17 protein-coding genes and 1 pseudogene are annotated in these 26,196 nt (G+C 57.9%); 12 read left to right on the top strand and 6 right to left on the bottom strand.

Going from position 1 to position 26,196, the window contains the following annotated elements:
* Positions 1–1,605, bottom strand: coding sequence for a phage minor head protein (locus ACZ1HN_RS00440; protein ID WP_472726016.1), 1,605 nt, complete (start codon positions 1,603–1,605; stop codon positions 1–3).
* Between the two features lie 248 nt (positions 1,606–1,853).
* Between ACZ1HN_RS00440 and ACZ1HN_RS00435 the strand changes: the two are divergent.
* Positions 1,854–2,486 (top strand): annotated as a pseudogene (locus ACZ1HN_RS00435) (tyrosine-type recombinase/integrase).
* A gap of 233 nt (positions 2,487–2,719) precedes the next feature.
* Here ACZ1HN_RS00435 and ACZ1HN_RS00430 read toward each other — a convergent pair.
* Positions 2,720–3,814 carry an MATE family efflux transporter gene (locus tag ACZ1HN_RS00430; protein WP_472726015.1) on the bottom strand — a complete coding sequence of 365 codons (1,095 nt, stop codon included), beginning with the start codon at positions 3,812–3,814 and terminating at the stop codon, positions 2,720–2,722.
* A 603-nt stretch (positions 3,815–4,417) separates the two neighbouring features.
* On the opposite strand from ACZ1HN_RS00430, the gene ACZ1HN_RS00425 reads away from it, so the two are divergent.
* The 7 genes from ACZ1HN_RS00425 to ACZ1HN_RS00395 all read left to right on the top strand — a co-directional run bounded on the left by ACZ1HN_RS00425 (position 4,418) and on the right by ACZ1HN_RS00395 (position 14,335).
* Positions 4,418–4,957, top strand: coding sequence for a hypothetical protein (locus tag ACZ1HN_RS00425; protein ID WP_472726014.1), 540 nt, complete (start codon positions 4,418–4,420; stop codon positions 4,955–4,957).
* A gap of 407 nt (positions 4,958–5,364) precedes the next feature.
* Positions 5,365–7,128, top strand: coding sequence for a glycoside hydrolase family 9 protein (locus tag ACZ1HN_RS00420; RefSeq protein ID WP_472726013.1), 1,764 nt, complete (start codon positions 5,365–5,367; stop codon positions 7,126–7,128).
* A gap of 301 nt (positions 7,129–7,429) precedes the next feature.
* A complete protein-coding gene (locus tag ACZ1HN_RS00415; protein ID WP_472726012.1) occupies positions 7,430–8,362 on the top strand; it encodes a sulfotransferase family protein in 933 nt (310 codons plus the stop codon).
* Between the two features lie 183 nt (positions 8,363–8,545).
* The gene (locus ACZ1HN_RS00410) at positions 8,546–9,334 is read left to right on the top strand and encodes a family 16 glycosylhydrolase (protein ID WP_472726011.1); all 789 of its coding nucleotides are present in this window, start codon (positions 8,546–8,548) and stop codon (positions 9,332–9,334) included.
* 46 nt (positions 9,335–9,380) lie between these two features.
* A complete protein-coding gene (locus ACZ1HN_RS00405; protein ID WP_472726010.1) occupies positions 9,381–10,661 on the top strand; it encodes an O-antigen ligase family protein in 1,281 nt (426 codons plus the stop codon).
* Between the two features lie 100 nt (positions 10,662–10,761).
* Entirely contained in the window at positions 10,762–12,939 is a 2,178-nt protein-coding gene (locus tag ACZ1HN_RS00400; RefSeq protein ID WP_472726009.1) for a GumC family protein, read from the top strand.
* Entirely contained in the window at positions 12,932–14,335 is a 1,404-nt protein-coding gene (locus tag ACZ1HN_RS00395; protein WP_472726008.1) for a polysaccharide biosynthesis/export family protein, read from the top strand. Before ACZ1HN_RS00400 ends, ACZ1HN_RS00395 begins: the two co-directional genes overlap by 8 nt.
* A 17-nt stretch (positions 14,336–14,352) precedes the next feature.
* Here the strand turns inward: ACZ1HN_RS00395 and ACZ1HN_RS00390 are convergent, their stop codons facing one another.
* The gene (locus tag ACZ1HN_RS00390) at positions 14,353–15,456 is read right to left on the bottom strand and encodes a glycosyltransferase (RefSeq protein WP_472726007.1); all 1,104 of its coding nucleotides are present in this window, start codon (positions 15,454–15,456) and stop codon (positions 14,353–14,355) included.
* Positions 15,457–16,065: 609 nt separating this feature from the next.
* Between ACZ1HN_RS00390 and ACZ1HN_RS00385 the strand changes: the two genes are divergently transcribed.
* Positions 16,066–16,785 carry a sugar transferase gene (locus tag ACZ1HN_RS00385; RefSeq protein ID WP_299599916.1) on the top strand — a complete coding sequence of 240 codons (720 nt, stop codon included), beginning with the start codon at positions 16,066–16,068 and terminating at the stop codon, positions 16,783–16,785.
* Between the two features lie 146 nt (positions 16,786–16,931).
* Positions 16,932–18,215: a glycosyltransferase family 2 protein gene (locus tag ACZ1HN_RS00380; RefSeq protein ID WP_472726006.1), complete on the top strand. Its 1,284-nt coding sequence runs from the start codon at positions 16,932–16,934 to the stop codon at positions 18,213–18,215.
* Here the strand turns inward: ACZ1HN_RS00380 and ACZ1HN_RS00375 are convergent.
* The 3 genes from ACZ1HN_RS00375 to ACZ1HN_RS00365 form a co-directional block, all read right to left on the bottom strand.
* Entirely contained in the window at positions 18,195–19,205 is a 1,011-nt protein-coding gene (locus ACZ1HN_RS00375; RefSeq protein ID WP_472726005.1) for a glycosyltransferase family 2 protein, read from the bottom strand. The two genes, ACZ1HN_RS00380 and ACZ1HN_RS00375, sit on opposite strands and share 21 nt — an antisense overlap.
* A gap of 154 nt (positions 19,206–19,359) precedes the next feature.
* Entirely contained in the window at positions 19,360–19,608 is a 249-nt protein-coding gene (locus ACZ1HN_RS00370; protein ID WP_299206018.1) for a hypothetical protein, read from the bottom strand.
* A gap of 173 nt (positions 19,609–19,781) precedes the next feature.
* Positions 19,782–22,982 (bottom strand): glycosyltransferase, encoded by a 3,201-nt coding sequence (locus ACZ1HN_RS00365; RefSeq protein ID WP_472726004.1) that lies wholly within the window; start codon positions 22,980–22,982, stop codon positions 19,782–19,784.
* 353 nt (positions 22,983–23,335) lie between these two features.
* On the opposite strand from ACZ1HN_RS00365, the gene ACZ1HN_RS00360 reads away from it, so the two are divergent.
* Positions 23,336–24,847 (top strand): lipopolysaccharide biosynthesis protein, encoded by a 1,512-nt coding sequence (locus ACZ1HN_RS00360; protein ID WP_299206021.1) that lies wholly within the window; start codon positions 23,336–23,338, stop codon positions 24,845–24,847.
* A 1-nt stretch (position 24,848) separates the two neighbouring features.
* On the top strand, positions 24,849–26,159 hold the full coding sequence (locus ACZ1HN_RS00355; RefSeq protein ID WP_472726003.1) for a polysaccharide pyruvyl transferase family protein: 1,311 nt from the start codon (positions 24,849–24,851) through the stop codon (positions 26,157–26,159).
* Positions 26,160–26,196 lie beyond the last annotated feature (37 nt).

Here is a 26,196-nt window from a genome sequence, read left to right as displayed (position 1 = left end):
TCACTCCAAGGGCCGAATGATCTTGCCAGGATCGTTTTCTTGGTGGCTCAGCGGCAAGTTTCGATTGCTTGTTGCTCTAACATTGCCATCCTCGTCCAATTTGACCCAGTGACCATCCACCCCCGCCAACAGTCTAACATCCTGTCCTTTAAGACGACCACGACCTTCGATAAAGCCGCTCAAGTCGGGACGTGGGTTGGCAACGATATCATCAATTTGCTCAACGGTATGGCCTTTGCCGGTAATGTATTCTTGACCGTCCCCTTTCGTGCCATGGGGCAGAATGCTGTTGCCGTCAGGGGTCGTTGTGTTTCCAGGTCGTGCTTCAACGATGTTTGGCCCTGTCTCTTCCGGGATCGGGGTTGAAATGATGTTATCGTTCAGATTTCCAGGAATTGGGGAGCCAGCGTTGTTCGGCAGGCCCAGTTCTTCAATGGGGTAGGTTTCAAGCCATTGCTCGATCCGTTCCGGGGTGAAACCGGATAGTTCTCCCAAACGGCGCTCGTCCTCCGTCAACTCCGGAAAAACCTCGACCCAGCCGTTGGCCCATTCTTCAGGTGTGAGTTCCAAACGTCCCGCCTGAAATGCTTCAACAGCCTGCTCAACAAACTGTGCCATTTCGGCGCTTGCCTCGGTATTTAGGCCTGTGATCGCACCGGGGCGGTACATCTCAAACAACGCCGCCGCTTGACCGGCTATTTCTGCCGTCTCCCGTGTTCTCGGGACGACAAAGGGCGCTAGTCCGCGAAAAACGTTGTCGAAATAACTTTGATGCGCCCACGCCGCGAGGCCACCTTCTTCGCTGGAGGTGTCGAGCCCAAGGCGTGATGCTGCCTCCGCTTGGCGTTCTGCAGCAGACCCCGAAAGCTCTGAGAGCCTGTCTTGCTCTTCAAGTGCTCCGAGCAATCCGGCAATTGCGGGAAAGCTGCGCGCCAACCCACGCCAAAAGCCGCCAATCTGATCGGGAACCGGTCCATCGGCTGTTGGTGCGAAATCAGCGAGTACAACGTTGCTGGGTACATTCGATACAACTGGTTCCGCATAGCAACGACAATTATGGGCTTCGCCAGGATGCCCGCCTTCCGGAGGTTCATCCCATTGAAACACGCGGTCGTCATAGACCGCATGGCTGTCACGCACCTTGGCATCATCTTGTGAACGCCAAACATACCGTTCAATCCCAAGGTCTTCCTGCCGGAGTTGGTTGATCAGCCCAGCAAATGCCCGCAACAGGCGCTCTTCCATGGCTGTTCGAAGCGGATGCAGTCGCTGTTGGTGATTTTGGTATTGGTTGAAAATACTCTCAAGGCGGGCAGCCCATGCAGCAAGCGCCTCTGCCTTTGCGTCCGAGACATCTCGCAAATCGGCTTCGGTGACGGTTGGCACTGTGTCGGGCGGTGTGAGCGCATTCAAGAGAATCCGAGTGTTCTCGGAAATCACCTCATCAAGGCGTTCGCTGAAATCCGAATGCAGAGCGGAATAGTTTGGAAAGGTCGATTTGAGTGACAATCCTAGACGACAACCAACGATACGGCCATCGCCCTGTGCAATAATATACTGGCCGTTGCCGCCATGCCTGAGGAAGTCGCCGAAACTGTGTTGCATGGAACCTCCGAGCATGCACGGGGCAAGTTGTATTCATCATTGGTAAAGGAAGTTTAAGACCACCGTCCGCTGCGTTTCGAAGAAGCCAACGACCCATCCCCAAAAAACCAGACATTCAAGCATGCCGCAGCATTGGTCAAACTGGCCTCTTTGCAGACCCCGGAGGCAGCGCAGCATCATGTGATATGCTAGACTGGTCAACTTCGGGTTGTCGTTGTGGGAGGGCATGGCGGATCGGAGGATCAGTCATGGAAACACCTAACTTACCGGCCATTCGCGCTCTTCGCCCTGCTTGGAACAAGGGCCGGATCGTCGGCCAAAAACGCCCGCTCAAACCAAAGCATGTTTGGGCGATCCGCGTACGACTTGAGCTGGCCGAGAACTATCGCGACCTAGCGCTGTTCAACATGGCAATCGACAGCAAGCTCCGGGGTTGTGACGTGGTGAAGATGAAAGTGGTCGATGTCATGGCGTTAGGCCAAATCAAAGAGCGCGCTTCCGTTCTGCAAAGCAAAACCCAGAAACCGGTACGCTTCGAGATTTCGGAAGGCACCCGGGCCTCTGTCGAGAAATGGATGGAAGATGAACTGATGATCGGATCCGAGTATCTTTGGCCCGGCCGGTTTCATGAACGCCTTCACATATCGACGCGCCAGTATGCGCGGATTGTTTGAGACTGGGTCACGTCGATCGGACTAGAAGCCAGTGCGTATGGCACACATTCGATGCGGCGCACGAAGGTGACACAGATTTACAAGAAGACGGGCAATCTGCGCGCGGTTCAGCTCCTGTTGGGCCACACGAAGATGGACAGCACCGTCAGATACCTAGGCGTTGAACTTGAAGATGCCCTTGCAATTGCAGAGGCCATTGAAATCTAAGAATTTGTGCCGTCTTCGCGGGCGGCCCAAAGCTGCCGTCCGTTTTGGGTATCGGATGCTGCAGCGCGACCCGTCAGACCGGACTTTCGCCGCAGGTGCGAAACCTTGCGCAAGCCGACCCACAGTTCGCAGTACAGAGCTGCCGTTCCATGTTTCGAGTTGATTGTCCGCCTTTGAATGTGCCCATTCGATAGTATCTCTGCAGCAGGGCTTCGGCCCGCCACCCACACACATCACCCCATCGTGCGGATTGCCATAATTCCAAGGAGGCCTGCAGCGCAGGTTAGTCCGGAACAGAATCCAACCCAGATGCCGGAGGCCCCAAGACCCATCGACTCGGCCAGAGCGATCCCGCCGTCCAACCCCAGGGCCCAATAGCACGTCGTGCTGAGCACCATCGGCAGAACCGTTCGGCGAAGCCCGCGCAGGGCGTAGACGAACACGATCTGCCAAGCGTCGAACAGGAAGAATGGCGCGGTCCAAGGGAGCAGGGCAAGCATCAGCTCGCGCGCTTCGGGCGTGGTCTTTGCCCCAGAGAACAGCGTGACGGTCGCGTCCGCGAATACTGCTGCCGTCAGCCTGAGGACTGCGGCGGCCACCGCGGCCAGCCCAGCCCCGAGGCGCAGCAGACGGCGCACGTCACCAACTAACGTACTAACGGCGGCTAGCCGAGCCGACAGGACTTCACCCACGGCACCGGCAGCCGCGTAGTTCAGCTCCATCACTGCGAAGACGACTGTCCCCGCTGCCAGCCAGACCGTCGAATGGAGGCCGAACATATAGAGGACAACGACGAAGAGGACGCTTTCCAATGCCTGTTGGGCACCTGCGGCCCAGCCAAGGCGGACGATCTCACGCGCGGTTCGCAGCACTGCGCGCATACGGACCGCATCGAAGCGTACGAGGCCTGCGCGAACAACACGGACCAAAAGGACTGCCGCCGTGATGGTGTTTACGCCGACAGTGGCCCAGGCCGCGCCGGCCACACCCAAACCGTCCCTGGCTCCGATCCCGTGAACTAGCACGATGCTGCCCACGATGTTCCCCAGCACGATGCCTACCGACAGCAATGTGATGGCTCCGGTACGGCTTACAGCGTTCAGGACGTTTTTGAGCGCCGCGAACACCAGTGCCGGGAGTAGCGCCCAGGCCAGAAAGCGAGTATCGGCGTCGAAGGTGGCGATCAGCTCGGTATCATATCCGCCGGTGGGAGTGTCGTGCAAGAACTGCGTCGTTCCGGTGATGGTGATTGTCGCGGCGGCATAGCCGACGGAAATGGCATGGTCTGGTGGATATCGACCCAAGACGAGTATCGGGACTGACCCCATGAGATGGAGCGACGTTGTTGAGCTGGCCTTGCAATGGCCCGAAGTTAGCGAAGGCATCTCCTAACGTGAGTCATCGTTAAAACACGCAAACGCCTTCTCACGCCGCACCGCGTGAAGGATGACAGTCTATGGTTGCTCGATGTAACTTCGAGACAGTCTCTTTGGGCTTTGGGCTTTGGGCTTTGGGCTTTGGTCGCTTGTTCGCCATTCTTGGTCCCCCGTTTCCTAATCATGGCGGAGGACCAATTCAGTTTGGGAAGGCTCATGCCAGCGTCGGTGACCAAGTGTCGAGCTTCCAGCCCGCGGCAAACCTGGCAGATAAGCAAAAGACCGCAAGACAAGAAAATTGAGCGCGGTTAACCGCCCAAACACACATACAAAAGTGCCCGCACCTTCCGCGCAAGGGCACATGCCTTTAACTCCAACAGTGCATTCACTTCGAGTAAGGTGATGAAAGCACACCAACGAAACAGTTATGTGACGTTATGGCGAGGGGAGATGGTCGCGCGGGCCAAGCACGTCCCGCAGTCCCTTGTGTTGCTGCTTTCAATAACTGCAATCGTTTGTCTGCTTTTCTTCGCAGCGTTGGTCCGTCCCTCGATCATGCGCGAAGATAGCTTGGTCGAATCTGCCTCGGCGGCCCTTTTCCTATTTGCCAGTCTGCTTGCTTTCTGGACCTTGGCAACCCGGGACATGGCGTTCAAACGCGATGTGCGGATGCTTCTCGGGGTCTCGATGTTCTCGCTTCTTCTGTTTTTGAGTGAAGTGAGTTTTGGGGCGCGCTTTTTTGATTTCGAGATGCCGCTAATGGAGGGTGGCGGGCAGTTTGATGGCGGGCATGATATTGCCATCATCCTGCTGAGGATGATGCTGAAAGGCGATGCGACATCTCTTGTCGTCGCGCTTTGCCTGTTGCTTGGCTTCATTGGTTTTCTGGCCGTGATCTACAAGGCACGCGATCCCATCCGGCGCTTCCTGCAAGATGACTTCCATTTCGCCCTCTTGCTTCATTTAGGTCTTTTGGCCTGTGGCGTTCTTTTGGACCTTGTGCCGTCTCGCAAAGTCTCTCTGCTGGAGGAAGCTGTCGAGTTCACCGCGTCGGTAACGATTGTCTGGGCTTTGCTTATCTTCCGCCGTGTCTAGTGTTGATGTCCCCAACCTCTCGAGACGCACAACAGTTGGAGTGAGCACACGCCCAGAACAGGCATAAGACCGACGCGCCATGGTCACGTTACCAGGCTGAGTCGTGGGCCGTTTGGTATCGGATCGCGCCGATCCGGGCACCGACCTGACATTCTGCCCAAAAACTGAGCCACTTGGGTGGGAATGATCAATCATAGCAGCGGCTTTTTGCGCAGCCGCGTCAGGAGCGGAATTAATGGTCGCTAAGCACCAACGTTGAAGACATACACAAGCCAACTGGTGATACAACCTATAGGGGAGATTTGTATGGCAGCGCATTACACCAAAATGGTGCACGGCCACATGCCAGGCGCGGACGGCGACGACCAGAGTGAAGTGGCAGCAACAGAACCAGGCGGAGGTCCCCAATGATCAGTTTCGAGGTTGGCGATCGCTGGCAAGGCGGGTTCCTGGGTAAGATCACAATCACCAACACAACTGACCAGATCATAGAAGACTGGTCTTTGGATTTTGACACCACTGGGTATTTGATCCGTGGTGCATGGGGTGGTGATCTGACTATTCATGGCAATATGGCCAACTTTGAGGCCAAGGGCTGGACGACCGATATCGCCCCCGGTGAATCAATCACTTTCGGCTTTTCGGCCGTGGGCGGAGAACCCTCGGAACTGGGAAGCCTGGTTTTTGATGCGAATTTGGAAGATGGCAGCACGGTCAGGGTGCCTGAAGACGCCGAGCCCGCGGGCCAGATACCGATAACGGATGATGACGGCGTCACACTTCCAGTCGGTGGAAACGACGGTGCGCCCTTTGGTGCAGCCGACTACGACGCCGTTCTGAACAAGTCCATGCAGTTTTACTACGCCAACTATGCGGGCGAATTGCCGGACGATCACCCTATTTCATGGCGTTGGGATTCAACGCTTGATGACGGAGCCGAAGTCGGGCGCGATTTGTCGGGCGGCATGTTTGATGCGGGCGATCACGTGAAGTTCGGCTTGCCAATGGCGGGCACAGCCACAACCCTGGCCTGGGGTGGGCTCGAGTTTGAGGACGGATACAAAGACACAGACGCCTATGACGCGCTCAGTGACCATCTGCGCCAGATCAATGACTATTTCCTGAATGCCTATGACGACAAAGGCACGGCGGATCTGTCGGACGACGTGTTCCACGCACAGGTGGGCGACGGCAACGACGACCACGCCTTCTGGGGCGCCCCAGAAGACATGTTGATGGATCGTCCCGTCTATTCCCTTGATGCTGAAAACCCCGGAACAGAGGTCACCGCCCAAACAGCCGCCGCGATGGCCTCTGCGTCCATGTTCTTTCGCGCGCAAGGCGACATGGCCTACGCCGATGAGTTACTCGAAAATGCCGTTCAGTTGTTCGAATTCTCCGAGACGTATTTGGGAAGATACACGGACACCGTAACCGATGCCGCGCAGTTCTACTATTCTTGGAGCGGCTATGAGGACGAACTGTCATGGTCTGCGAACTGGCTGTATCAGGCGACCGGGGATGAGGCCTATCTGCAGAAATCCATAGACTACTACGTGGAGCCGAACACCCACTTTGCCTATGGCTGGGACAATATGAGCAACGGCACCACGCTCTTGCTGGCGCAGCAAACAGGGGATGCGCGCTATATTGATGATCTGGACCGGCATCTGGACTACTGGATGAACGACATCGCGACCACGCCCGGGACGGACACCAATGATGGCTTGGCCTGGATCGATCAGTGGGGCTCAAACCGCTATGCGGCTAATACATCGCTTCTGGCCACAGTGCACGCGAAGCACCTGGCTGAGGTCGATCCCGAAGGCAATGCGGATCGTGTCGAGGATTTGCTGGATTTCGCCTCCGATCAACTGGATTTCATTATGGGCGACAATCCGGATGGGCAGAGTTTTGTTGTCGGCTTCGGCGAAGACTTTCCGCTGAATCCGCACCATCGCGGTGCATCAGGCACAACGCATGTGGATGACCCCGCGCCGAACGCCTACATCCTCCATGGGGCGTTGGTCGGTGGCCCGGCCCGGAATGGCGACTATGACGATGTGCGCACCAACTACGTCGAAAACGAAGTTGCAACGGACTACAACGCTGGTTTTTCGGGTGCATTGGCAGGCGTCTATGAGAGCCAGGTCTACGACATCTGGATGTGACGCCGTTCAAGATACCCGGATCAAGGATTTGTCATCACACTGGCCTTATCAGACGTGACTTAAGATCCCTGTTCGCTTTTGCGGATGCGCCCGCCGACCTGTGAGCATGGAACATGCTGGGGCGGACAGGGTCGCAAATCTGTTTTCAGTCTCTCACTACAGAAATGGCTGAAATCTTAGCATATGCGCGGCCTGTCCGGCGGTCTGCTGCCGACCTGATATCGTTAGGGTTGCACCTATGTTTGGTGCATGGACCAGTGAAAACAACCTATTGCAACATCCGCTGGGCGAGGAAGTTTTCATGACGCCAGACTTTATCATCGCAGGCGCGCCGAAATGCGGGACCACATCGCTTCATCAGATCCTCGACCAGCATCCGGACGCCTGGGTCGCAAGAAACGAGATCTATTTCTTCGATGCCGACGATCCGGTCGCCCATGGCGATTTCCTCGGCATTGACGGGGACGATTTATCATGGCGCCATCCAAGGGATCCAGCCATGCGAAAGATGTATGAGAGCCGCTTTGCCGACGCGCCACAGGATGCGCTGATCGGCGAGGATACCACGACCTACCTTATGTCCGACGTGGCCCCGTTCCGTATCAAAGCGGCCGATGACAAGGTGAAGGTGATCTTCATGCTGCGTGATCCGGTCAAGCGGGCGTTCTCGCAGTATTGGCACCTGCTGCGCAGCGGGCGCACCTGCGACTCCTTCGAAGCCGCCCTGAGCAGCGAGATGTCCATCGTTATGGGATCGACCTATGCGCCACGCTTGCGAAACTTTTACGCAGCTCTTGGGGAGAAGCGTGTCCATGTCGTTCTGTTCGAGGAATTCAAAGCCGATCAACAGGCCACACTTGACGGTTTGACTACATTTCTGGGCCTGTCCCCCATGTCGGTGGAGTCAGTTGAGACCTGGCACAACAGGACAAGATACCCGGCAAAAGCGGAGACGTTGCAGCGTCTCAACCGTGTGGGCAGGCTACTGGTCCGGTATCGGTATGCGCGGCACTTCAAACGGCACGTGCCGTTGTCATCGCGTATCGGGCACAAGGCATATCGGCGCTGGTTTCGCTTTGTTTCGGAACAAGTGCTTACCCAAGATCACCCGCCTTCAGACATGCGAGCGAAAACACGCGCATATCTGTGTCAGCATCTTTCAGACCGCAATGCGGGGCTCTCTGATCTTCTTGGCAAGGATTTGAGCCAGTACTGGCAGGGGTTCACGGAATAAGGGAATGCCTAAAACCTGGGCAACAAATGCCCCTTGGCGGCAACAGGCGGCCAAATCGTGTTCAGGTCGGCAAGCTGTCGCGTATGTCCGGGGTTCGTGTTTGTTCGTGCCACCGCTGGACGGTATTTTTTTGGCACTTCCTTACGATCCCTGCGCTTTTATGGATGTGGAAAAATGCGAGCAATGCGTCGACGTCTAGGGCAGGTTTTCCTGTCAAAAGCTGCTCTTGCCGTTTGTCTGCTGATGCCCTTTGCCGGGTCGGCGCAAGAGGACACCTCCTTCTTCGAGCCATTCGATACCTTGGCAAAGAGCCGGTGGTTCATTTCCAGCGGCTGGGCCAATGGAGACCACCAGAGCTGTCTATGGCACCGGGATCGAGTTGCCATTAAAAACGGCAAGCTGTTGTTGTCGCTGACTGCGGATCCCAAGGAAGACCGGGATCTGAGCTGTGCCGAAATCCAGACCCGCGATCGGTTTGGATATGGCACCTACGAGGCACGGATGAAGGTTCCCTACGCAGAGGGGATGAACGCCAATCTCTTCACCTTCATCGGTGCGCCGCAGGAGCGCCCGCATAATGAGATTGATTTCGAGTTCATCGCGCCCCGCCAGCCCGCCCTGCAAACGAACTTCCACACGGCCGAGAGCAGCACCAACGAGGAGGTGCATCGCACATCGGAGGACGACGGGTATCGTACATACTCTTTTATCTGGGAACCGGACCGTATTCGCTGGTTTATCGACGGCTCCCTGATCCGCGACCAGAGCGGCGGTGTCTTACCGGACGAACCGCAGAAAATTTATCTTAGCCTATGGTCCACTGACACTCTGATCGACTGGATGGGACGGTTCGATCCGGCGTCTGCCCCGCAGACATTGCAAGTGGACTGGATGGGGTTCACTGAGTTGGGCAGCGGCTGTGCTTTCGATGAGTCAGTGCTGTGCAATCCCGACGTGGACGCATCGCTGTGAGCAGACCCTGTCTCACCTGGCTTTGGCGCATTGGAGCACCAAGTGCATGATGATCTCTCAGGCGCGCCTTGTGAATCCAGCCGAGAACACACTTTCCGCGGTGCCAGTGGTCGCGCTGTCCATGCTCGTTTTTGCCTATTCGGTGAATTTCGGTGCGATCTCGATCCTCGCGTTCTATGGCTGCTGGGCACTGCCTTTCCTGATCGCACCGAGAATCCTGCTCGCCCAGCCCAGGCCAGTCATGCTGCTGATAATCATGCCGTTCTTTTTCGGGCTTTCAACACTCTGGAGTGACGCGGCCGGGGCCACCTTGCGCGCCGCAATCCAATACACCATCACCTTCGGTGCGGGCTTGATTGCGGCGCGGATCGTGTCGCTTGGGAACCTGGCGCTAGGCAGCATGATTGGTTGTATGCTGGTGCTGATCTATTCGATCATGCAAGGTGGTTATTCATACGACTATATCGACGGTGATTTCGCGTTTCGCGGCGCGTTTTCGTCAAAGAACCAGCTGGGCTATTTCGCGACGCTCACAATTCTCTTCTCGCTCTCGCTGATCTGGATCTTTCAGAGCATACGCAGTGTTCAGCTTGTTGCTCTTCTCAGTGCCGGGCTTGGATTCGCAATGCTCTGGATGTCGGATTCCGCGACATCCTTGCTGTCGGCGATGGCTGCTTTTGGTGCGATTGCTCTGATCGGAGGTGTCGTGCTCTTGCCGCCCCGCTTGCGTCGCGCTGCCGTGTTCATCATTGTGATCGGCGGTCTCGGAACTGGCCTTGCCGGTCTATTGCTTGGCGGATTTGATGCGGTGTTATCGGCGTTCGGCCGAGACACAAGCCTGACCGGGCGTACTTACCTTTGGAACCAGGCCCTTGAAATCGGTGGGCAGCAACCGCTTTTCGGACTTGGCTACAACGCGTTCTGGACCCACGGGCGCCCGGAAGCAGAAATGCTTTGGCAAGAATTCTACATCACCGCGCGCACGGGGTTTCATTTCCACAACGCGCTGATCGAAACCTATGTGGGCGTTGGCTTGGTCGGTCTCACTCTTGTTGTGGGAATGTGCATATTGCTGTTCGTACTGCCGTTGCGCGCAGCTTTGCGGCCCGAAAACACGGCCTCCCTATTGTTGATTTTCGGTCTCTCGGTGCTTTTCCTGGTCCGCTCCGTGGCGGAGGTTGATTTCGTAACGCCTCACACAGTGGGCACCTTCCTTGTCAGCTTCATTCTGATGCGGCTTCTTGATCGCCCGCAGCCTGTTCATCGACGGGCTTTCCCGTCGGTCACAGAGGTGCACTTCGTTTCCCAGCGCAGTGTGGTGCTATGAACATGAGCCTGTATCAAAAAGCTCCGACAAAGTCCTGCACGACTGCCTGCCTTAGTCGTGCACAGCCAGTGGTTTTGGAGAACCTGCGATGACGCATCCCGTGAAAGAACGTGATATCACATGGAGAAGGGAAGCGGCGCGGAGCTTCAGCCGCGACCGCGAGGAGCCCAGTCTGGATCTGGGTGCGATCACGCGGGCCGTTCGCCGACAAGCCCGGTTAACGATATTGTGGGCGACGGCGGGCGCCATTGTCGCAGTCCTCATGATCCTGGGTACGCTGCCACGCTACACTGCCGTAGAGACTGTCCTTCTTGACGAAGAGCGCGGAGAACTGCTGAACCAGGTTTCGCCACTTCCCAATGCCGTCAGATCGAACACCGCCGTACAGAGCGAGATAGAGATCATTCGCTCCCGAGTTTTGGCGCTGAACGTAGTCGATCTGCTTGAACTTGATAAGGACGAGGATTTTCTGTCGCCACCAGTCGGCATAACCGAACGGGTGCTTGGGCTCGTCTCAAAGGCGACAGGTACCCTCGCGGACCTGCTGACACCTGAACCACCCGCACCGTCAAGCTCGGTTTCTGCCGATGGAGGGACAGCTGAGGAAGGCGGGCTGGATTTCAACCTTGCCGTCACTGACCGCGACCGGGCTGTGCGGATACTGCGGGACCGCCTGTCAGTATCCCGTGCGGGACGCAGTCTTGTCATCCAGATCGGTTTTTCCGATTTCGAGCCACGCCGCGCCGCGATGATCGCACGTGGTTATGGCATTGCTTACGAAAGCTTTCAGTTGTCGACATCGACTGCAATTGCCGCCGAAGCCGAGGAGTGGCTCCGTGATCGGTTGGATGTTCTGGAACAGCGAAGCATTGAAGCCGCCGCCGCTGTGCAGGAATTTCGCGCGGCAAACGACTTGGTTCAGGTGCGCGGCGATTTGCTGACAGAGCAGCAACAATCGGAGTTGGCCAGCGCGCTTGTGAGCGCTTCGGCCAGCGCTGCCGAAGCGCAGGCACAGCTTGAAAGCATGGAGTCGCTTCTCGCGAGGTCCAAACAGGGGGAGGAGATTGTCACTGTACCTGGCCTGAATGGACAGCTGGAGCCATCGAGTGAAGCACTTCGGAGCGAGTACCTTGATGCGCGTTTGCGGTATAGCCGACTGGTGACTCAGTTTGGCAGTGAGCACCCACAGGCACAGGACATCAACGAGCGGATGCAATTGCTGCGCGACGCTCTTAAGGTGCAACTTGAGCAGGCAACGGAAGCCGCACGTGTCACTTACAATATCGCGCGCAGCCGGGAAAAATCCCTGCGGACCGATCTTGAATTGACCACGGGCGGGTCGCAGTCGGCACTTGCCCTGCGCGGTCAGTTGCAACAGCTTGAAGCCATTGCGGAAACCCACGCACAGGTTTATCGCGACTACCTCCAGCGTCTCGAAGTCACCATTCAGCAACAGGGCTTCCCGATCGCTTCGATCAAGGTGATTTCGCCGGCGGAAATCCCACGCGATGCCTCGAGCCCGAGAAAGAAAATGATGCTGGCCGCAGGCATTTTTCTGGGTGGTTTGATCGGTGTCCTGATCGGGACATTGCGGGAAATTTCGCCCAAGCCTGCCCGCACGGTTTCGGAACTGCGCCGAAATGCCGGGCTGCGTTGTGCCGGACTGTTGCCCCGGCGCCGCAGCCTCAAGGACAAAGGCGCGCTGAATGCCCGCAAACGCACGTTGGAGCGGCTGGCCCAAGCCTGCGATAGCACCGTGATACAGAACCAGGGGCGGCTTGTGGCAATAGCGCCATTGCTGCCCGGGCTCGAAAAGCCAAGCTCTATGCCCGCCGAACTTGCAGCGCATCTGTCGCGCAGTGGAGCGCGGCGCGTATTGCTGATCTTTGAAGACGAGGCACAGATATCGCCGGCGACACATGCCGAAACAGGTCTTGAGGTTGTGGCACTTCGTAGTGTGGTGGATGGCATTGATGTCTCGGGCGGCGATTTCAGCCTGATCGCCCGTCGCCTGCGCGAGGAGTTCGATGTGGTCCTCCTTGCACTGCGTCCCATTGCGGACGCATATCGGTCAGATCCTCATGCCTGGGCCTATGATACGACGTTGCTGCGGATACCTTGGGGCAAGGTGTCGCCGGATTTCGTCACCGACGCACTGGCGGATCATCCGAGATTTCGCGACGCGCTTTCCACCACAGTGCTGGAGGATGCCGAACTTGCGGTCGCGCGGAAATACATGAGCTCGGGCAGCTATGAGGAGCTTGAGATCAATGCGTGAGGTGCGGGTTTTCTGGCGTCCCGCGCTGAGGGCGGTGGCTGCGACCCTCATGATCGCGGTTCTTCCTCTCATTGTGCCGTTGCAGTCGCGTGCACAGACCGGGACCGAGGCTGTCGAGAGCCAGAAATTGGCACCGCAACAGGTCATTGATATCCGGATCGGGCGCTGGGATCCGGTTCAGGAGACCTATAGTGACTGGCCTGCAGTCGGTGGGGCCTATCCAATCAGTGCAAGCGGAACCGTGACGCTTCCCATTGTAGGCACTTTGACAGTGGCCGGTACGACACCCGATGATCTGGCGATGCAGATCTCTGATCAGCTACAGGTGGGTATCGGTCTGCGCGGCAATGTTGAGGTCGTGGTCAGCATTGCGGAATTTGCCCCCATTTACGTGCTGGGCGATGTGCGCGCGCCAGGTGTCTACCCCCATGCACCGCAGTTGACCGTTCTGCAGGCGCTCAGCCTGGCCGGAGGCATCGACGGCCCGGGAACCTCTTTCGTACAAGGTGAAAGCAGTGCGTTGAATGCGCTAGGCAACTACAGGGTTCGCGAGCTTGAACTGTTGCGGCGGCTGGCGACACTCTCTCGTCTGCAAGCCGAGGAAGCCGAGATGGAGATGACCCCGCCCGAAGAGCTTACGGCCTCGTCGCTGGGTGCTGAGTTGATCGCGGAGGAGCGGAGAATTATGGCGGCGCGGCAATCGGCCTTTAGTTCCAGCCTTGCGCAGATCGACGATCTGGACGTTTTGCTGCGGGAACGCATCGCTCGACTGAACGCACAGGCAGAGTTGCGTGAAAAGCAACTTGGCTTGCTGGAAGGCGAGCTTCGGGACGCTGCAAGTCTTGTCGAACGCGGTCTGTCGACCACCTCACGCCAGAGCGCGCTTCAGCGCCAAGTGACGGATCAGCAGGTGCGGTTGCTCGAAGTAGAAACCGCCCGACTGAATGCTGAGCAGCGCCTCAACGAAGCGCGCCGCGACCGCCTTGATCTGGTTAATGAACGCAGTCGCGAATTGGTACAGGGACTACAGGATCAGCGTGCGGCCATCGGAGAACTCAGGCTTCGCATGGAAACTGACGCTGCGCTGTTCGCTGACGCCACTCGAACGGGCACGGGACTTGTGCAGCTTTCCGCACTCGTTGCGCCGCAGTTGCAGATTACCCGGCAGGGGGCGGAGGGGCCGATGACGTTCCCTGTTGGACGGGGCGATTTCATCCAAGGCGGTGACGTATTGGAGGTCGTGCTGGACGTACCGAGTCCAAACGACGCGATTCCTATGCGCAGGCTCTCTGAACCGGCAACCTCATCACCGAGCGTCGAGGCGGCCCCATCTGCTGATCCAAAAACCGCACTGGACCAAGCCGAAAGCGTCAAGAAAGGCCTTCCGCCGTCCTGAACGCCCCGGAGGGCTGGTCAGTGCTGAGGTTCCGGCACCGGCGCTCGAAGAATGTCGACAAGCTGATTGATTTGCCAGCCGGGCACCATTTCGGGACGTGCGGCATGATCGCGGGCAGCTTTCGATGCGCGATCGTAGGCACTGGTGTCGTGCCAAAGATGCCGAAGCTGGTCAGCCCATGTTTCGATCGGCGCATCTTTGTCCAGAATAATGCCGCCCGGCCCCACCGCTTCAGGCAGACCGCCGGTCCTAGACGCCAGCACCGGTATCCCACTGACCTGCGCCTCGGCGGCTATGCGACCAAAAGCTTCCTGCCACTGGCTGGGTGCCAGAACGATCCGAGCCTCGCCGTACACAGTGCGCATGTCATTCGTCGACGGTCGCAATGTGACGTTCGGTAGCTTGGCCAGAGCAGCGGTCAGGCTTTTTTCCTGATCCGGCGGAAGTTGCCAGCCGCGCACGAAGACAAAGGGGATTTCAGGACAGGCCGCAGCAACACCGAGAGCAATGTCGACACCTTTGTAGGGATGCGGATTGATGAACGTCACATTCTGGCGGGTCGAGTTCACCCTATACTTCTCGGCCTCGATCATTGGATAGATAACGTCGGCATGCACACCGTCGGTTTCGGCAAAGCGCTCCGCGGTAAATCGGGAATTGGCGATGAACCCAAGATTTGCCAGACCGCGGATAGAGCCGCCAAGGTCTTCCTTTTCGACATTACGGAGATAGATGAAAGTGCGGGTTTTCTCGCGGTCGATGGCCTGTGCCATCGGCACGGGAAGCCGCGACTGGAAGATGACCGCATCCGCACCGAAGTCCCGGACAACCCGTCGCGCGACCCTGTCTGCAAACCAAGCACGAAAAACCGGGTAACCAAGGCTGTCGTCGCGCACATAGCCATCGCGTGTCAGCTTCAGGAGAACGCGACCCCGCACACCCAACCAACCTGTTCCGGTTAGTCCAGCCAGCACCGCCGCATCGTGACCTTTCGCCCGCAGCCGTTTGACAAGCTCATGCGTACTGGACTGTGCGCCGCCGTACATTTGGGGCAAATGCGGATGGGCGCTGCCAAAGAGAATGCGTAGAGGGCGATCAGTCTTTGTACCTGCAGTGTGCATCGGAACATCCATGATTGGGTGGCGGGGCCAGGAGATATCGGTACGTGTGGATTAGGACGGCATACAACATCTCGTAGTGTGCTGCCGGGTCTTGGACAACCGAACGTCCTGATCCTGGCGCAAGAGCCCCTCGGAGACAGGCGTACCGCTGAAAAAATCACATATGGCGCTGTTTTCAAGGCATTTTTCGCATCCGGCAGCCAACTGATTCTACAATGTGCGGATGAGCTTGGTCGCCATCACAAATACGGTCACAAGGCCCGATCAGGAGCGTTCCCAGGTTCTCAATGTGCTGATGTGTCGTGCAGTGTGATCGATTGAAAAGCAACAGATGCCCGAGCACATTGCCCGAATGTGCGAAAACCATGCGAAAGCGCAGGTTAACGTCGGCGGTGCCTCGCCTGTACCAACAACCGACATACTGCAACCGCAGCAATTGTCGTACGCTTTTTGCGCGAATCCCATGGATTGTCGGGACGAGCAGTCTGAATCTCAGTTTGTGCAAAACAGCATATACCGGCGGACACGTTGAGGGGAAAAGGTAGTGGCCCCTCATCCCATTTTGTTTTGGTGGCGTACCGCGGAGATGACCAGAAACAAGGATGCTAGATGATGAAATCGATCGAAGTAGAACCTGGCCACCCTGAACATCGCGTCCCGTCTGCTGGAGGTGCAACTACCGCAGCGTGGGCTGGTTTCCGGAACAGAGATACGCCCCTCGGAGGAACGATAAAGAGGGGTATGGATGTCACAGTAGCACTCACCATGCTGGTTGTGCTATCCCCACTACTCCTCGGGCTGATGCTGTTGGTCTATGCCTCGTCATCGGGGCCGGTTCTCTATCGCCATCGGCGTGTCGGATATGGCAATCGACCTTTTAACTGTCTGAAGTTTCGAACGATGGTCATCAACGGCGATGACGTTCTGGAGAGGCATTTCCAGCGGTATCCAGATGTACGTTGTGAGTGGGAAGAGACCAGAAAACTACAAGACGATCCGCGGGTCACCGCAACCGGCCACGTGCTGCGGAAACTCAGCCTTGATGAACTTCCACAGCTTTTTAATGTCCTGCGCGGGGATATGAGCCTCGTTGGTCCAAGGCCGGTCCCGGCAGACGAACTACGCTTGTACGGAAAATCACGACGCTTCTATCTGCGCTCCCGTCCCGGCATCACGGGCCTTTGGCAAGTAAGTGGACGCAACAGCACCACTTACAGGCGCCGTGTGGCTTATGATCGATTGTATGTCGAGCGTTTCAGCAATGCATCTGATATGGCGATCCTTGCCAAGACCCTACCTGCGGCGATGCGTTCAAGCGAGACTTCATGATCGAAAAATCCGGTCACGCGAGTTTGCCGGACCGGGGAATGACGTTGCCCAGCGGCACTGTAACGCGAGCCGAGACGTGCTCCACAGATACCGGAAAACGGGCTTGTGTCCCCGACAACAGTTCGGATGCTGCTCCGTCTCAACATATGGCGCAGGCACCTTTGGTGTCCGTCATCATGTCGAATTTCAATGGGTCGCGCTATTTGGAGGCAGCGGTTACCTCCGTTCTGTCACAGTCGTACCGGAACCTCGAACTGATCGTGGCCGATGATGCTTCTGATGATGACAGCCTGACGATCCTGGAGCGACTGAAATCCGGCGATAAAAGGCTGAGAGTTATCGCCAGGGACAACAATGTCGGCCCGGCCGGTGCCAGAAATACAGCCCTTGATGCCGCGCGGGGAACATGGGTAGCCGTGGTGGATGCCGATGACCTCCTGCATCCTCGGCGGATCGAACGGCTGCTGGCGGCCGCACGTGCGCTTGGGGCCAATGTCATCGCTGATGATCTGGTGAGCTTCGGATCGGCGCCGCTGGCCGGGCGCACGTTGCTTGATGGCAGGCATCTGACCGGGTCCTTGCAATTGACGCCTGCTGAACTGGTGCGGAGCGACGGCGTTACCTCGGGCCTCGGATCATTTGGCTATCTCAAGCCGATGATCCATCGCCAGACACTTGGTTCGCTGCGTTATGACGAAACACTGAGGGTTGGCGAAGACTTCGACCTGTACGCGCGACTGCTGTTGGCAGATGCCAGATTTTTGGTCATCCCGGCGCCGCTCTATCTCTATCGTCAGCACGGAAAATCGATATCCAATCGTCTGTCGATGCCCGTCCTGTTGGGTCTTCTGAAGGCCCATCAGCGGTTGGCAGCCGACGCTGCCAGACTCCATACCAATACTCCCGATCTGCAGCAGGCCCTGCGCGCACGTGGGGCGGCACTGGATCGTGCGCTTCGGTATCAAAGGCTTGTCGATGCGATCAAGACGCGTAAGGTGTTTGACGCTGCGGGGCGGGTCCTGCGCGATCCAGTGCTCATCGGCGATCTCGTAACCAGTCTTTTGGATCGGAAAAGGCGCAAGCGGTCAGAGAATAATATGGATCGGCGGGTATTTCCGCACACGATTGTGCTCGCCGAAACCGATATGGTTGAGCAGATCCCAGCGTCCCCGGGTGCATTGCGCATTCCAGTGACCGCGCAAGATAGTTCCAAACGAGACTGGAGCGCGCATCGGGCCTTGGCCAGCCGCCTCGCACGTCTCGCCAGCGTTGGTCAATCCGATATTATCGCTGATGGTGCCGCAGGTCTGGACGCCCTTGGGTATGTCCCGCTCTGGAAGTCAGCCCACGTACGGCTCAAACGTGAAAATGCTAGGCATGCAGCTGTCCCGCCCGGCGCCGAGGTCGCACTATTGGTGGACCGCCACTGACGGCTGTCCTGTTGGCGGCAAGAGCAACCTGACATCAATGGCCGGTGCCGCATCACCGGCCATCGCAGTCCATCCGAGTTTGTCCGACATGATTTGGCGTGCGATCGGCCAGATCCGGTTTGTGGCACCAAACAGGTAACGCAAGGCGACCCAAGCCCCCTTTTTGCGGCGCAGATCCAGAAACACACGGTGGTCGCGTTTGCGCCGAACCTCATCACGATGCGCCTGCATGGCTTGAGTGAGAGCGGGAGACAGCCCATCCATTTGCAAATGAGCAACCAGCCGATCATGCATTTCAGAAAGCTCTGCCGCACCGTGCTGCGCGCTGAGCGAGGTCCTTCTTATCGCGGCTGCGTATCCAGGGCGACGTGTAAATTTCAGCCGCGCGCCAGCAAGCAACGCACGCAAATAAAGATCGTAGTCCTCTCCGAGCCGCAGGCGGGTATCATATCGCAGACCGTGACGGTTCAGAAACTTGCGTGACATCACAGGCTTGAGAAAACCAAGCTCACCTCTGGCGACATTCTTTCTGCGCAGGTTCCCGAGGACGAACTGCGTGATCCCCAGCGTCTGGAAATCGGGTGTGATGTCAGGCCATGTCCGATCCATCAGCCCGCCGATCCTGTCGGTTGTGACAAAAGCAATATTGTCCGCCAGCATCTCAGCGTCATCACAGGCCATGAGGCGGCTGAGCCTTCCCGGCAGGAACACATCATCAGCGTCCAGAATTGCGACAAAGTCGGCGGTGGCAGCGTCCAAAGCCCGGTTGCGCGCCGCCGCCGGCCCTTGGTTGATTTCCGCAGTGAGAAGCCGGACACGCGCGTCGGCCTTGGCCTCTTCAAATGCGACGGCGGCGGTCGCATCCAGCGACTTGTCGTCTACCACAATGACCTCAAGGGTCTCGGGTTGGGACAATGCGGATCGGATAGCCCGTGCAAGCGTGTCTTGCGCATTATACGCGGCAATGATGACCGTTACGCTTCGTTGCATAGGCCCTCTGTCTGATAATCTTGGAGTAACGCCCACCGGGACGCCATAAAAACAATAATCTACGCGTGAACCATGTCTATAACAGATAAAGGGCGTTGGCGATCAACAGGCATCTAACCGCCGCTGATGATGGCAAATTTAGCAGTTTGCCGCGTCAGAGATCGCTTTCTGACGATGCGTGTTTCGAGGACGCTTTTCGAGTCACTTTGCCGCTCTGCGAGATCTCGTGTTTTCGTTCCGCGACGCGCAGCGCGATCAACCCGAGATAAGCCAACTGCACCGCCACGACGACCGCAATCACAAACAGAACGAGGGTAATGGCTTTGAATCCAGCCAGGATACCCAGAACTGTCGCAGCGAGGCCTGAAACAAGGAGAGCTATCAAAAAAACTGATATTCGCATCAACGCTCCAGATGCTGAATTTGCGATACGGTTGAGGCACAGCCATCAATCGTTTCGTGTTTTTGACGAACAGAGGTTTCCAACCAATTACATTTTGCCGGCTCTCGCGCAAGAAGATTACCGGCCACCCCACTTGAGGCATGTCAGCTGAAGCAGCTGATCACCTTCCGCCTTCAATTTGAAGGTAACCCGTCGCGGTCACGCTGTGTGTGACCGTAGATCGCGACAGTGCGCAAACCCAGCAAGGATGACATCGTCCCAAGATGCAATGCACCCCGTAGCAGGTTGGCGTTCCTATATCTGTCGAAGGGCAAAGTCATAAGGGCAAGCATGGCGCAATACGCGACTTTTGCACCCGCCAACGGCAAGGCCACCCAGCCCTTCGTCGGATCATCGGCTCTGCGCAGCAGACTGCCATGGGTCTGGCCCATTCTAAAGCGGCGCCGGAACAACCAGGAAAACGTCATCCGCGATTCAGGTACCGTCTCGTCGACATAGGCCAGGGGCGCAAAGGCAAGTCGCGCACCAGCACGCATGGCATCTGCAAAAAACGCTGTATCTTCGCCACCCGAGACCCCGCGGTCGAGATCAAAACGACGACCAGCCAGCGCTGGATGCCCGAGATCCATCAGAACATTGCAACTGTGCCCAGCGATTGGCCGGCCATCGGGCCCGAGTTCGGGCTGGGTGTCGTGGATCCGAAGGTGCCGCATCCACTCCGGCGCCTCAACGGCATAGACAGCGCGGGTTGGCCCAACCACCACGTCGGCCCCTCCGGTCGACAGCCGCTCAAACAGTTTGGCCAGCCACTTCGGATGCGCCAATTCGTCATCGTCTATAAACGCGCAGATTTGCAGACCTTGACGGTCAACCTTATCCAGTATGGCGTTCCGCGCGATCGAGATGTTACCGGACGGCGCGTGCACATAGGTGATCAGGTGCCTTGTCTGCTTCGAGAACGTGGCAACGGTCTCCTTCGCGCTTGGCGTGATGTCATTATCGGCAACGATGATGGACAACCTCAGGCCATCGGGCAAAGCCTGTGCGTCAAGAGAGGTAAGCGTCTCAATCAAAGAGGGACGCTGGAAGGTACAAATGCCAACGGCAACGGTAACGTCGAGCGGGGCACCTGCACCGGGCACCTCCGTGATCGGCTCTGGCAGGTGCGGGGTCACTTTGGGGACCAGCAGCTGCCGCCAGAAACCCAGTGACCAGGAAAAATGCATGATCATGGCGATGGGCGCTGCTGCCAGAGCAAGTGGATCACGGCGCGCATAGGCCAGTCCGAATGCACCAATCAAACAAGCCGCAACCCAAACCGCAGCGGGCAGCGCGAAGACAGGAACCACGAAGGCCAGAGCGGAGGCCGCGACCGCAGGTGCGACGGCTACCATAACCATCTGCCTCAGCCGTGGCTTCAGGCGATGTTTCAGTACCGTGCGGGCACGACCGCTGCCAAAGTTGAGATACTGCCGCGCCAGAGCCAGAAGGGTCTTTCGAGGCATGTAGTCCAACCGAGTCCGCGACGTGAGCCATATCTTATAGCCTGCCTTGGTCAGGCGCATGTCCAGTTCGGCATCCTCATTGTGCGAGAAGCTTTCATCATAGCCGCCGACCGTGCGGAAAGCCGCGAGCTGCATCAGTGCATGATGCCCGTGATCAACAAATGTGCCAGAGCCAGCGCTTCGGTGCGCCGAACCGCCGTTGCCCAGACGCGCGTTCTGAGTGAGAGCGATGGCGCGCTGCACCAGTGTGTTTCCGGTCGCATGCATGGCGACAACGACACTCTGCGCAGCTGTGCGCTCCGCCTCCTCCAGAAGCACATCCACGTAGTCCTGAGGATAGACCGAGTGGGCGTCGAGACGCACGAGCCAGCGCATGTCCTCGCCGAACGCTTCGCAAGCACGATTGACGCCCGCGCTTTGCAAGCGGGCCGAGTTGTGCAGCAAATGAATATCGAACCGCGACACGGAGGCAATCTGATCAGTCACGATATCGACGGTCCCGTCTGTAGAACCACCATCGGCGATGACGAGGCGGGTCGGCGCATCGCAACTCAGACGCCGGTCGAGAAAAGGTTTGAGCCCGTCAATGACGCCCGCAATATACGCGGCTTCATTCAGCGTCGGTATGACGATTAGAACGCCGCCGCGATCAAGATCGGTCGTCTTTTCCACCGTGGCCTCGCTGGTGGGGGCGATTTCCTCCACCAACGCGCGAACCTCGACTTCACTGATGCGCCAGGTGTCAGATGGGGCGGACCGCTGCCGCGCCCGAAGGCCAGCAAGCAGTTCGTCGTCTATCGCATTCAATGCCTTTGTAACAGCAGCCTCACTGGCCTCGGGAAGTATCAGCCCAATTTCGAGAGTGCGCAGCCGCGTCGCGATCTCGGTTCCTTCGAGTGCGATTGCGGGCACTTGGTTCAGGCCGCTTTCATAAAGTCGGTTCGGCAACAGCCAATCCGAATTGCTTCCCGCGTCGTATCGGTCGACCAACCATGCCAGATCGACCTCGCCATATATCTGGCTCAGATCGTCGGGGTATCGATAGGGTCCACCAAAAATGAGGTCAGGATTTCGCGCTACAACATCATGGAAGTCAGTCAGCTCGTCGAGCGCCGGACGACCGCGCAACACGACCCGATACCGCCCCGGACTGGCGCGGGTCAGCGCATCGAGGCATCGCAGCGAAAACGCACATCTGAGAATACCGAACCAACCGATGTGAACGGGCTCAGCAGGCGAGAGCGGTGGGCGTGGCTGGACGATGGGCATTTCCCCGAGGTCTTGGGTCATGACCTTGTTTTCGACCAACAAGGCCGGGACCCCGGGGCGGTGATACACGTCGAAATACTCCCGCAAGAAACCGGGAGACGACACGATCAGCTTATCGACATCCCGACACAGGCGACGTTCCAGCCATCGCAGGCCGCGCGATGCCCACCCAGACCCAACCATGAGCCGGTGGATATCGAGGACTTCGTAGATCAGCGTAGCGCGATGCCCGCTAGCTGAAATTCTCCACAGCGGGACCGCCAAGGCTAGCATCTCAAGATTTCTGCAAAGAAGGATGTCGTAGGGTCCGACCCCAGCCAAGTTTCGCTGCGGTCGCAAACGCTGACGCAGCACCTGGAGCGCACGTTGCAGCATTCTCGCATTGTGAGTCCGCCCCAGAACCAGCGCATCTCCGGGCAACGCGCCCTCACCGCGCCGAAAACCGGCAAGCGTCACCTGCGCGCCGCCCAAGCGCAACATCTCGACCCGTCGCCAAATGGCTGCATCGCCCAGGTCGTGCGCCAGATACAAGATCCGGGGCCCGTGATCTGACGAGTGATCTCGTACACTGCTTTGGGCTACAACACCCGTCTTTTTCATTCTGCCACCTAGCGCTAGCGGAGCGTTTTCGGAGTACCCATGGCGCTTGGAGCAAGTCAAAGGTCATCCCCGGAGGGGGCGAAGGCCAGCCGATTCCCTGCCCCACTATGAGCAAGAAAACGAGCATCGCAGGATAATCCGGTCACGCTCACGTCAACACGTCAGCGTTGCCGGTTTGAGAAGCAGCTGGACAGGTATGAGTCTACATTTCTTGCAGGATCTTGCTCTTGCCGACCGCGGGCGGGCGAGAAGCTGCTGAAAGGAATGCTGCAACTGCAAAAGGGCGGGTATCCAGCGGCGTACTGTGATCAGGTCGAGCCAACGGCACAAAGTCGGTTCATTTGAGACACGGCATGGCACAACATCCGCCCGAGACGATTGTCAAAACCGCGAAGCAGAGCAGCTACGGTAGCACCGTCGCACGCGGCACGTTCCATACTGCGCTCAGCCAAGGGGTCACCGTAGGGTGTCAGATCGGATCAGTGATTGTCCTATCCCGATTGCTGACGCCTCGGGACATCGGCCTGATTGCAATGATCGGCCCAATAATCGCGTTCCTTTCGATGTTCAGGGACATGGGTCTTTTGCAAGCGGTCATTCAGCGGCGCAGCCTGACATATGGACAACTGAATGCGCTCTTCTGGATCAACATGAGCTTGAGCGTCGCGCTGACGGTTTTCCTGATGCTCATGGCACCGCTCGTGGCACAGTTTTACAACGAACCGGACCTGACATGGCTTATCCGGGCCCTGGCGCTCAATATGGTCGTCACGGCCCTGGGCGCCCAGCACTTCGCCCTTTTGAACCGCCAAATGGCTTTTGGCCGTATTGCGATAAACGCCGGTGTAGTTGCGGTCACGACCCTGTCGGTCTCGATCGGTTGGGCCCTTATTGATCCCAGCCCCTGGGCATTGGTTGCCGGCACGATTGCAGGCGGGCTTATCGGCGCGGTCATGGTGTGGTTCTGGGTGCCCTGGACCCCGTCCCGCCCGGCACTCGCCGAAGGCACCAGAGATCTGGTTGGCTTCGGAGCAGGCGTAACCGGCTTCAAGCTGGCAAATTTCTTCTCGCGCAACCTCGACAGCATCCTGATCGGGCGGGTTTGGGGCGGAGCGGCCCTCGGGCTTTATGACCGGGCCTACAAGCTGCTGCTGTTTCCCCTGAACCGCGTCGCACAGCCACTGTCGCAGGTCATGGTGCCTGTTCTGTCTCGGCTACAAGACGAACCGCAGCGCTATGCCCACATGTTTTTCCGCGTCTTCGGATTGATGCAACTCGCCGTTCTACCCGCTGTCGCAGCCCTGACCGCAATGGCGGATACGGCAGTCCCGTTTCTTCTGGGCGCGCAATGGGCGGAAAGCGCGCCGATCTTCGCTGCTCTGGGGATCGCGGGTCTGTCACAGGCTTTGGCAAATCCGACAGGATGGTTGTTCATCAGCCAGGGACGGACCACCGAGATGGCTTGGTGGGGGCTCACATCAGCGCTGATCAGTTGCGCAGTCTTCTTGTGGAGCGTGCAGTACGGCGTGGTACAGATGGCTTCGGCCTATGCGGCAGCCAGTATGGCCAAACTGATCCCGCTTTGGGTCCTGATCTGCCGCAAGGGACCGATCGGGTTTGACAGCATACGCAGCCGCATTGCCCCGCTGTTCTGTGCGGGCATGCTGACCTATGTAGCGATGCTGCTCATTCAGGACCTGTTACCCGAGACTGCCGTGTTGCGGCTTCTGAGCGGCACTGCACTTTGCTACGCCATGTTTGCGGGTCTCTTGGCCCTCACCCCCTTCGGTCGTGAGGTTCTTGCCGAAGTACGCGGCCTTTCCGCGATGGCACAGCGCATGCGTGCCGAGAAAGGCGCGATCTGACATGCGTATCATCATCGAGAACTGTGTTTTCATGAATGGTGGCGACAGTGCGATCGGCATTGCCCTGCGCGAAATCGTCACTGAAAGCTTCCCGAATGCAGAGCTTAGGTTTGCCGACTCCGGCATGCCAAGCATCGCACGCTACTACCCGGACATCGACTTCATCCCGTTGCCATCTTTTCTAATGGACCGCGCTCCGTCCATTCGACTCGCGGCGGCCCTCTTCGGGAAGTACCGCCGATATCTGATGGTGCGAAAGCTCTACATGTCGGCGTCCGTAACCCTAACGCGGATACTGGCGTCGGTGGGACTGCCGCTGCCGACACCCGTGATGCGCGCCATCCAACCCTATCTCGATGCCGACTTCGTTCTTACCACCGGCGGCACATATCTGCTGAGCAAATATGACTACGGTCGACGAATAGTTGAGTTTCATAAGGACTATCAGCTGGGCAAGCCGGTCGCCGCATTCACCCAGTCCTTCGAGGCTTTCGCCGATGACTTTCGATCAAGGCATCTGGCGCCGCAATTGGACAAGATGGAACTGATCCTCGTGCGTCACGACACGTCGAAGGCGCATGTGCACGCCCTGATCGGGCGTTCGGATCACATCAAAACCGTGTCCGATTCAGTCTTTGCCCTTTGGACATCAGGTCCGACCTCACTTGCGGCCCGACGCCAGCGGTCAGGTCGTAGAGAGGATGATCGGCTGCGCATCGCCGTGGCGGTTCGCAAACTCAAGTTTTATGGTGCCCGCGACACCGAAACGGGGGCTGCCCATTTCAGGCAGTCCATTCTTGCGGCAATCACCACCCTGGTCCGCGACAAGGGTGCCGAAATTACCTTCATATCGACCTGTCAGGGCATCCCCGAATACTGGACGGACGATTCCGCGGTTGCCGCCGAATTCGTTGCCGAGCTACCACCAGATGTTGCCGCCCATGTCAGGGTAAACCGCGATTTTCATACGCCACACGAGTTGATCCAGGTCTTGCAGACCTTTGACGGTCTGATTGCTTGCAGGCTGCATATGGCAATTCTGTCGATTTGCGCGAACACCCCGGTCCTGCCGATATCCTACGAGCCGAAATTCGAGGAAACCTTCGAAGAACTGGGTTTGCCGGAACTCGTGACCCCGATCGGAGAGATTGAGCCGGCGTCGTTTACCAACCGGGTGCTGGACTGGCTCGTCTCCCTTGACGAGGTCGCGGCCAAACAGGAAGAGGCCGCTCCGCGGCTTCAGGCATCCGCCAAATCCGCTGGCGCAGCGCTTAAGCGCGCGCTGGCCGAACGCGGGGTGGGTCTGGGGTGACTTGGAAAGACTGTTACAGACCGCCCCCCATTTGCCA

Source organism: Tateyamaria sp. GN1-10 (assembly GCF_055693845.1).
The sequence above is the reverse complement of the archived record's forward strand: the minus strand, read 5'-3'. Positions and strand labels throughout refer to the sequence as shown.

Coding starts and splice junctions, on each gene's coding strand:
- ACZ1HN_RS00440 (WP_472726016.1), bottom strand. CDS start 1,605: ATGCAACACAGTTTCGGCGACTTCCTCAGGCATGGCGGCAACGGCCAG.
- ACZ1HN_RS00430 (WP_472726015.1), bottom strand. CDS start 3,814: ATGGGGTCAGTCCCGATACTCGTCTTGGGTCGATATCCACCAGACCAT.
- ACZ1HN_RS00425 (WP_472726014.1), top strand. CDS start 4,418: ATGCGCGAAGATAGCTTGGTCGAATCTGCCTCGGCGGCCCTTTTCCTA.
- ACZ1HN_RS00420 (WP_472726013.1), top strand. CDS start 5,365: ATGATCAGTTTCGAGGTTGGCGATCGCTGGCAAGGCGGGTTCCTGGGT.
- ACZ1HN_RS00415 (WP_472726012.1), top strand. CDS start 7,430: ATGACGCCAGACTTTATCATCGCAGGCGCGCCGAAATGCGGGACCACA.
- ACZ1HN_RS00410 (WP_472726011.1), top strand. CDS start 8,546: ATGCGTCGACGTCTAGGGCAGGTTTTCCTGTCAAAAGCTGCTCTTGCC.
- ACZ1HN_RS00405 (WP_472726010.1), top strand. CDS start 9,381: ATGATGATCTCTCAGGCGCGCCTTGTGAATCCAGCCGAGAACACACTT.
- ACZ1HN_RS00395 (WP_472726008.1), top strand. CDS start 12,932: ATGCGTGAGGTGCGGGTTTTCTGGCGTCCCGCGCTGAGGGCGGTGGCT.
- ACZ1HN_RS00390 (WP_472726007.1), bottom strand. CDS start 15,456: ATGCACACTGCAGGTACAAAGACTGATCGCCCTCTACGCATTCTCTTT.
- ACZ1HN_RS00385 (WP_299599916.1), top strand. CDS start 16,066: ATGATGAAATCGATCGAAGTAGAACCTGGCCACCCTGAACATCGCGTC.
- ACZ1HN_RS00380 (WP_472726006.1), top strand. CDS start 16,932: ATGGCGCAGGCACCTTTGGTGTCCGTCATCATGTCGAATTTCAATGGG.
- ACZ1HN_RS00375 (WP_472726005.1), bottom strand. CDS start 19,205: ATGCAACGAAGCGTAACGGTCATCATTGCCGCGTATAATGCGCAAGAC.
- ACZ1HN_RS00370 (WP_299206018.1), bottom strand. CDS start 19,608: ATGCGAATATCAGTTTTTTTGATAGCTCTCCTTGTTTCAGGCCTCGCT.
- ACZ1HN_RS00365 (WP_472726004.1), bottom strand. CDS start 22,982: ATGAAAAAGACGGGTGTTGTAGCCCAAAGCAGTGTACGAGATCACTCG.
- ACZ1HN_RS00360 (WP_299206021.1), top strand. CDS start 23,336: ATGGCACAACATCCGCCCGAGACGATTGTCAAAACCGCGAAGCAGAGC.
- ACZ1HN_RS00355 (WP_472726003.1), top strand. CDS start 24,849: ATGCGTATCATCATCGAGAACTGTGTTTTCATGAATGGTGGCGACAGT.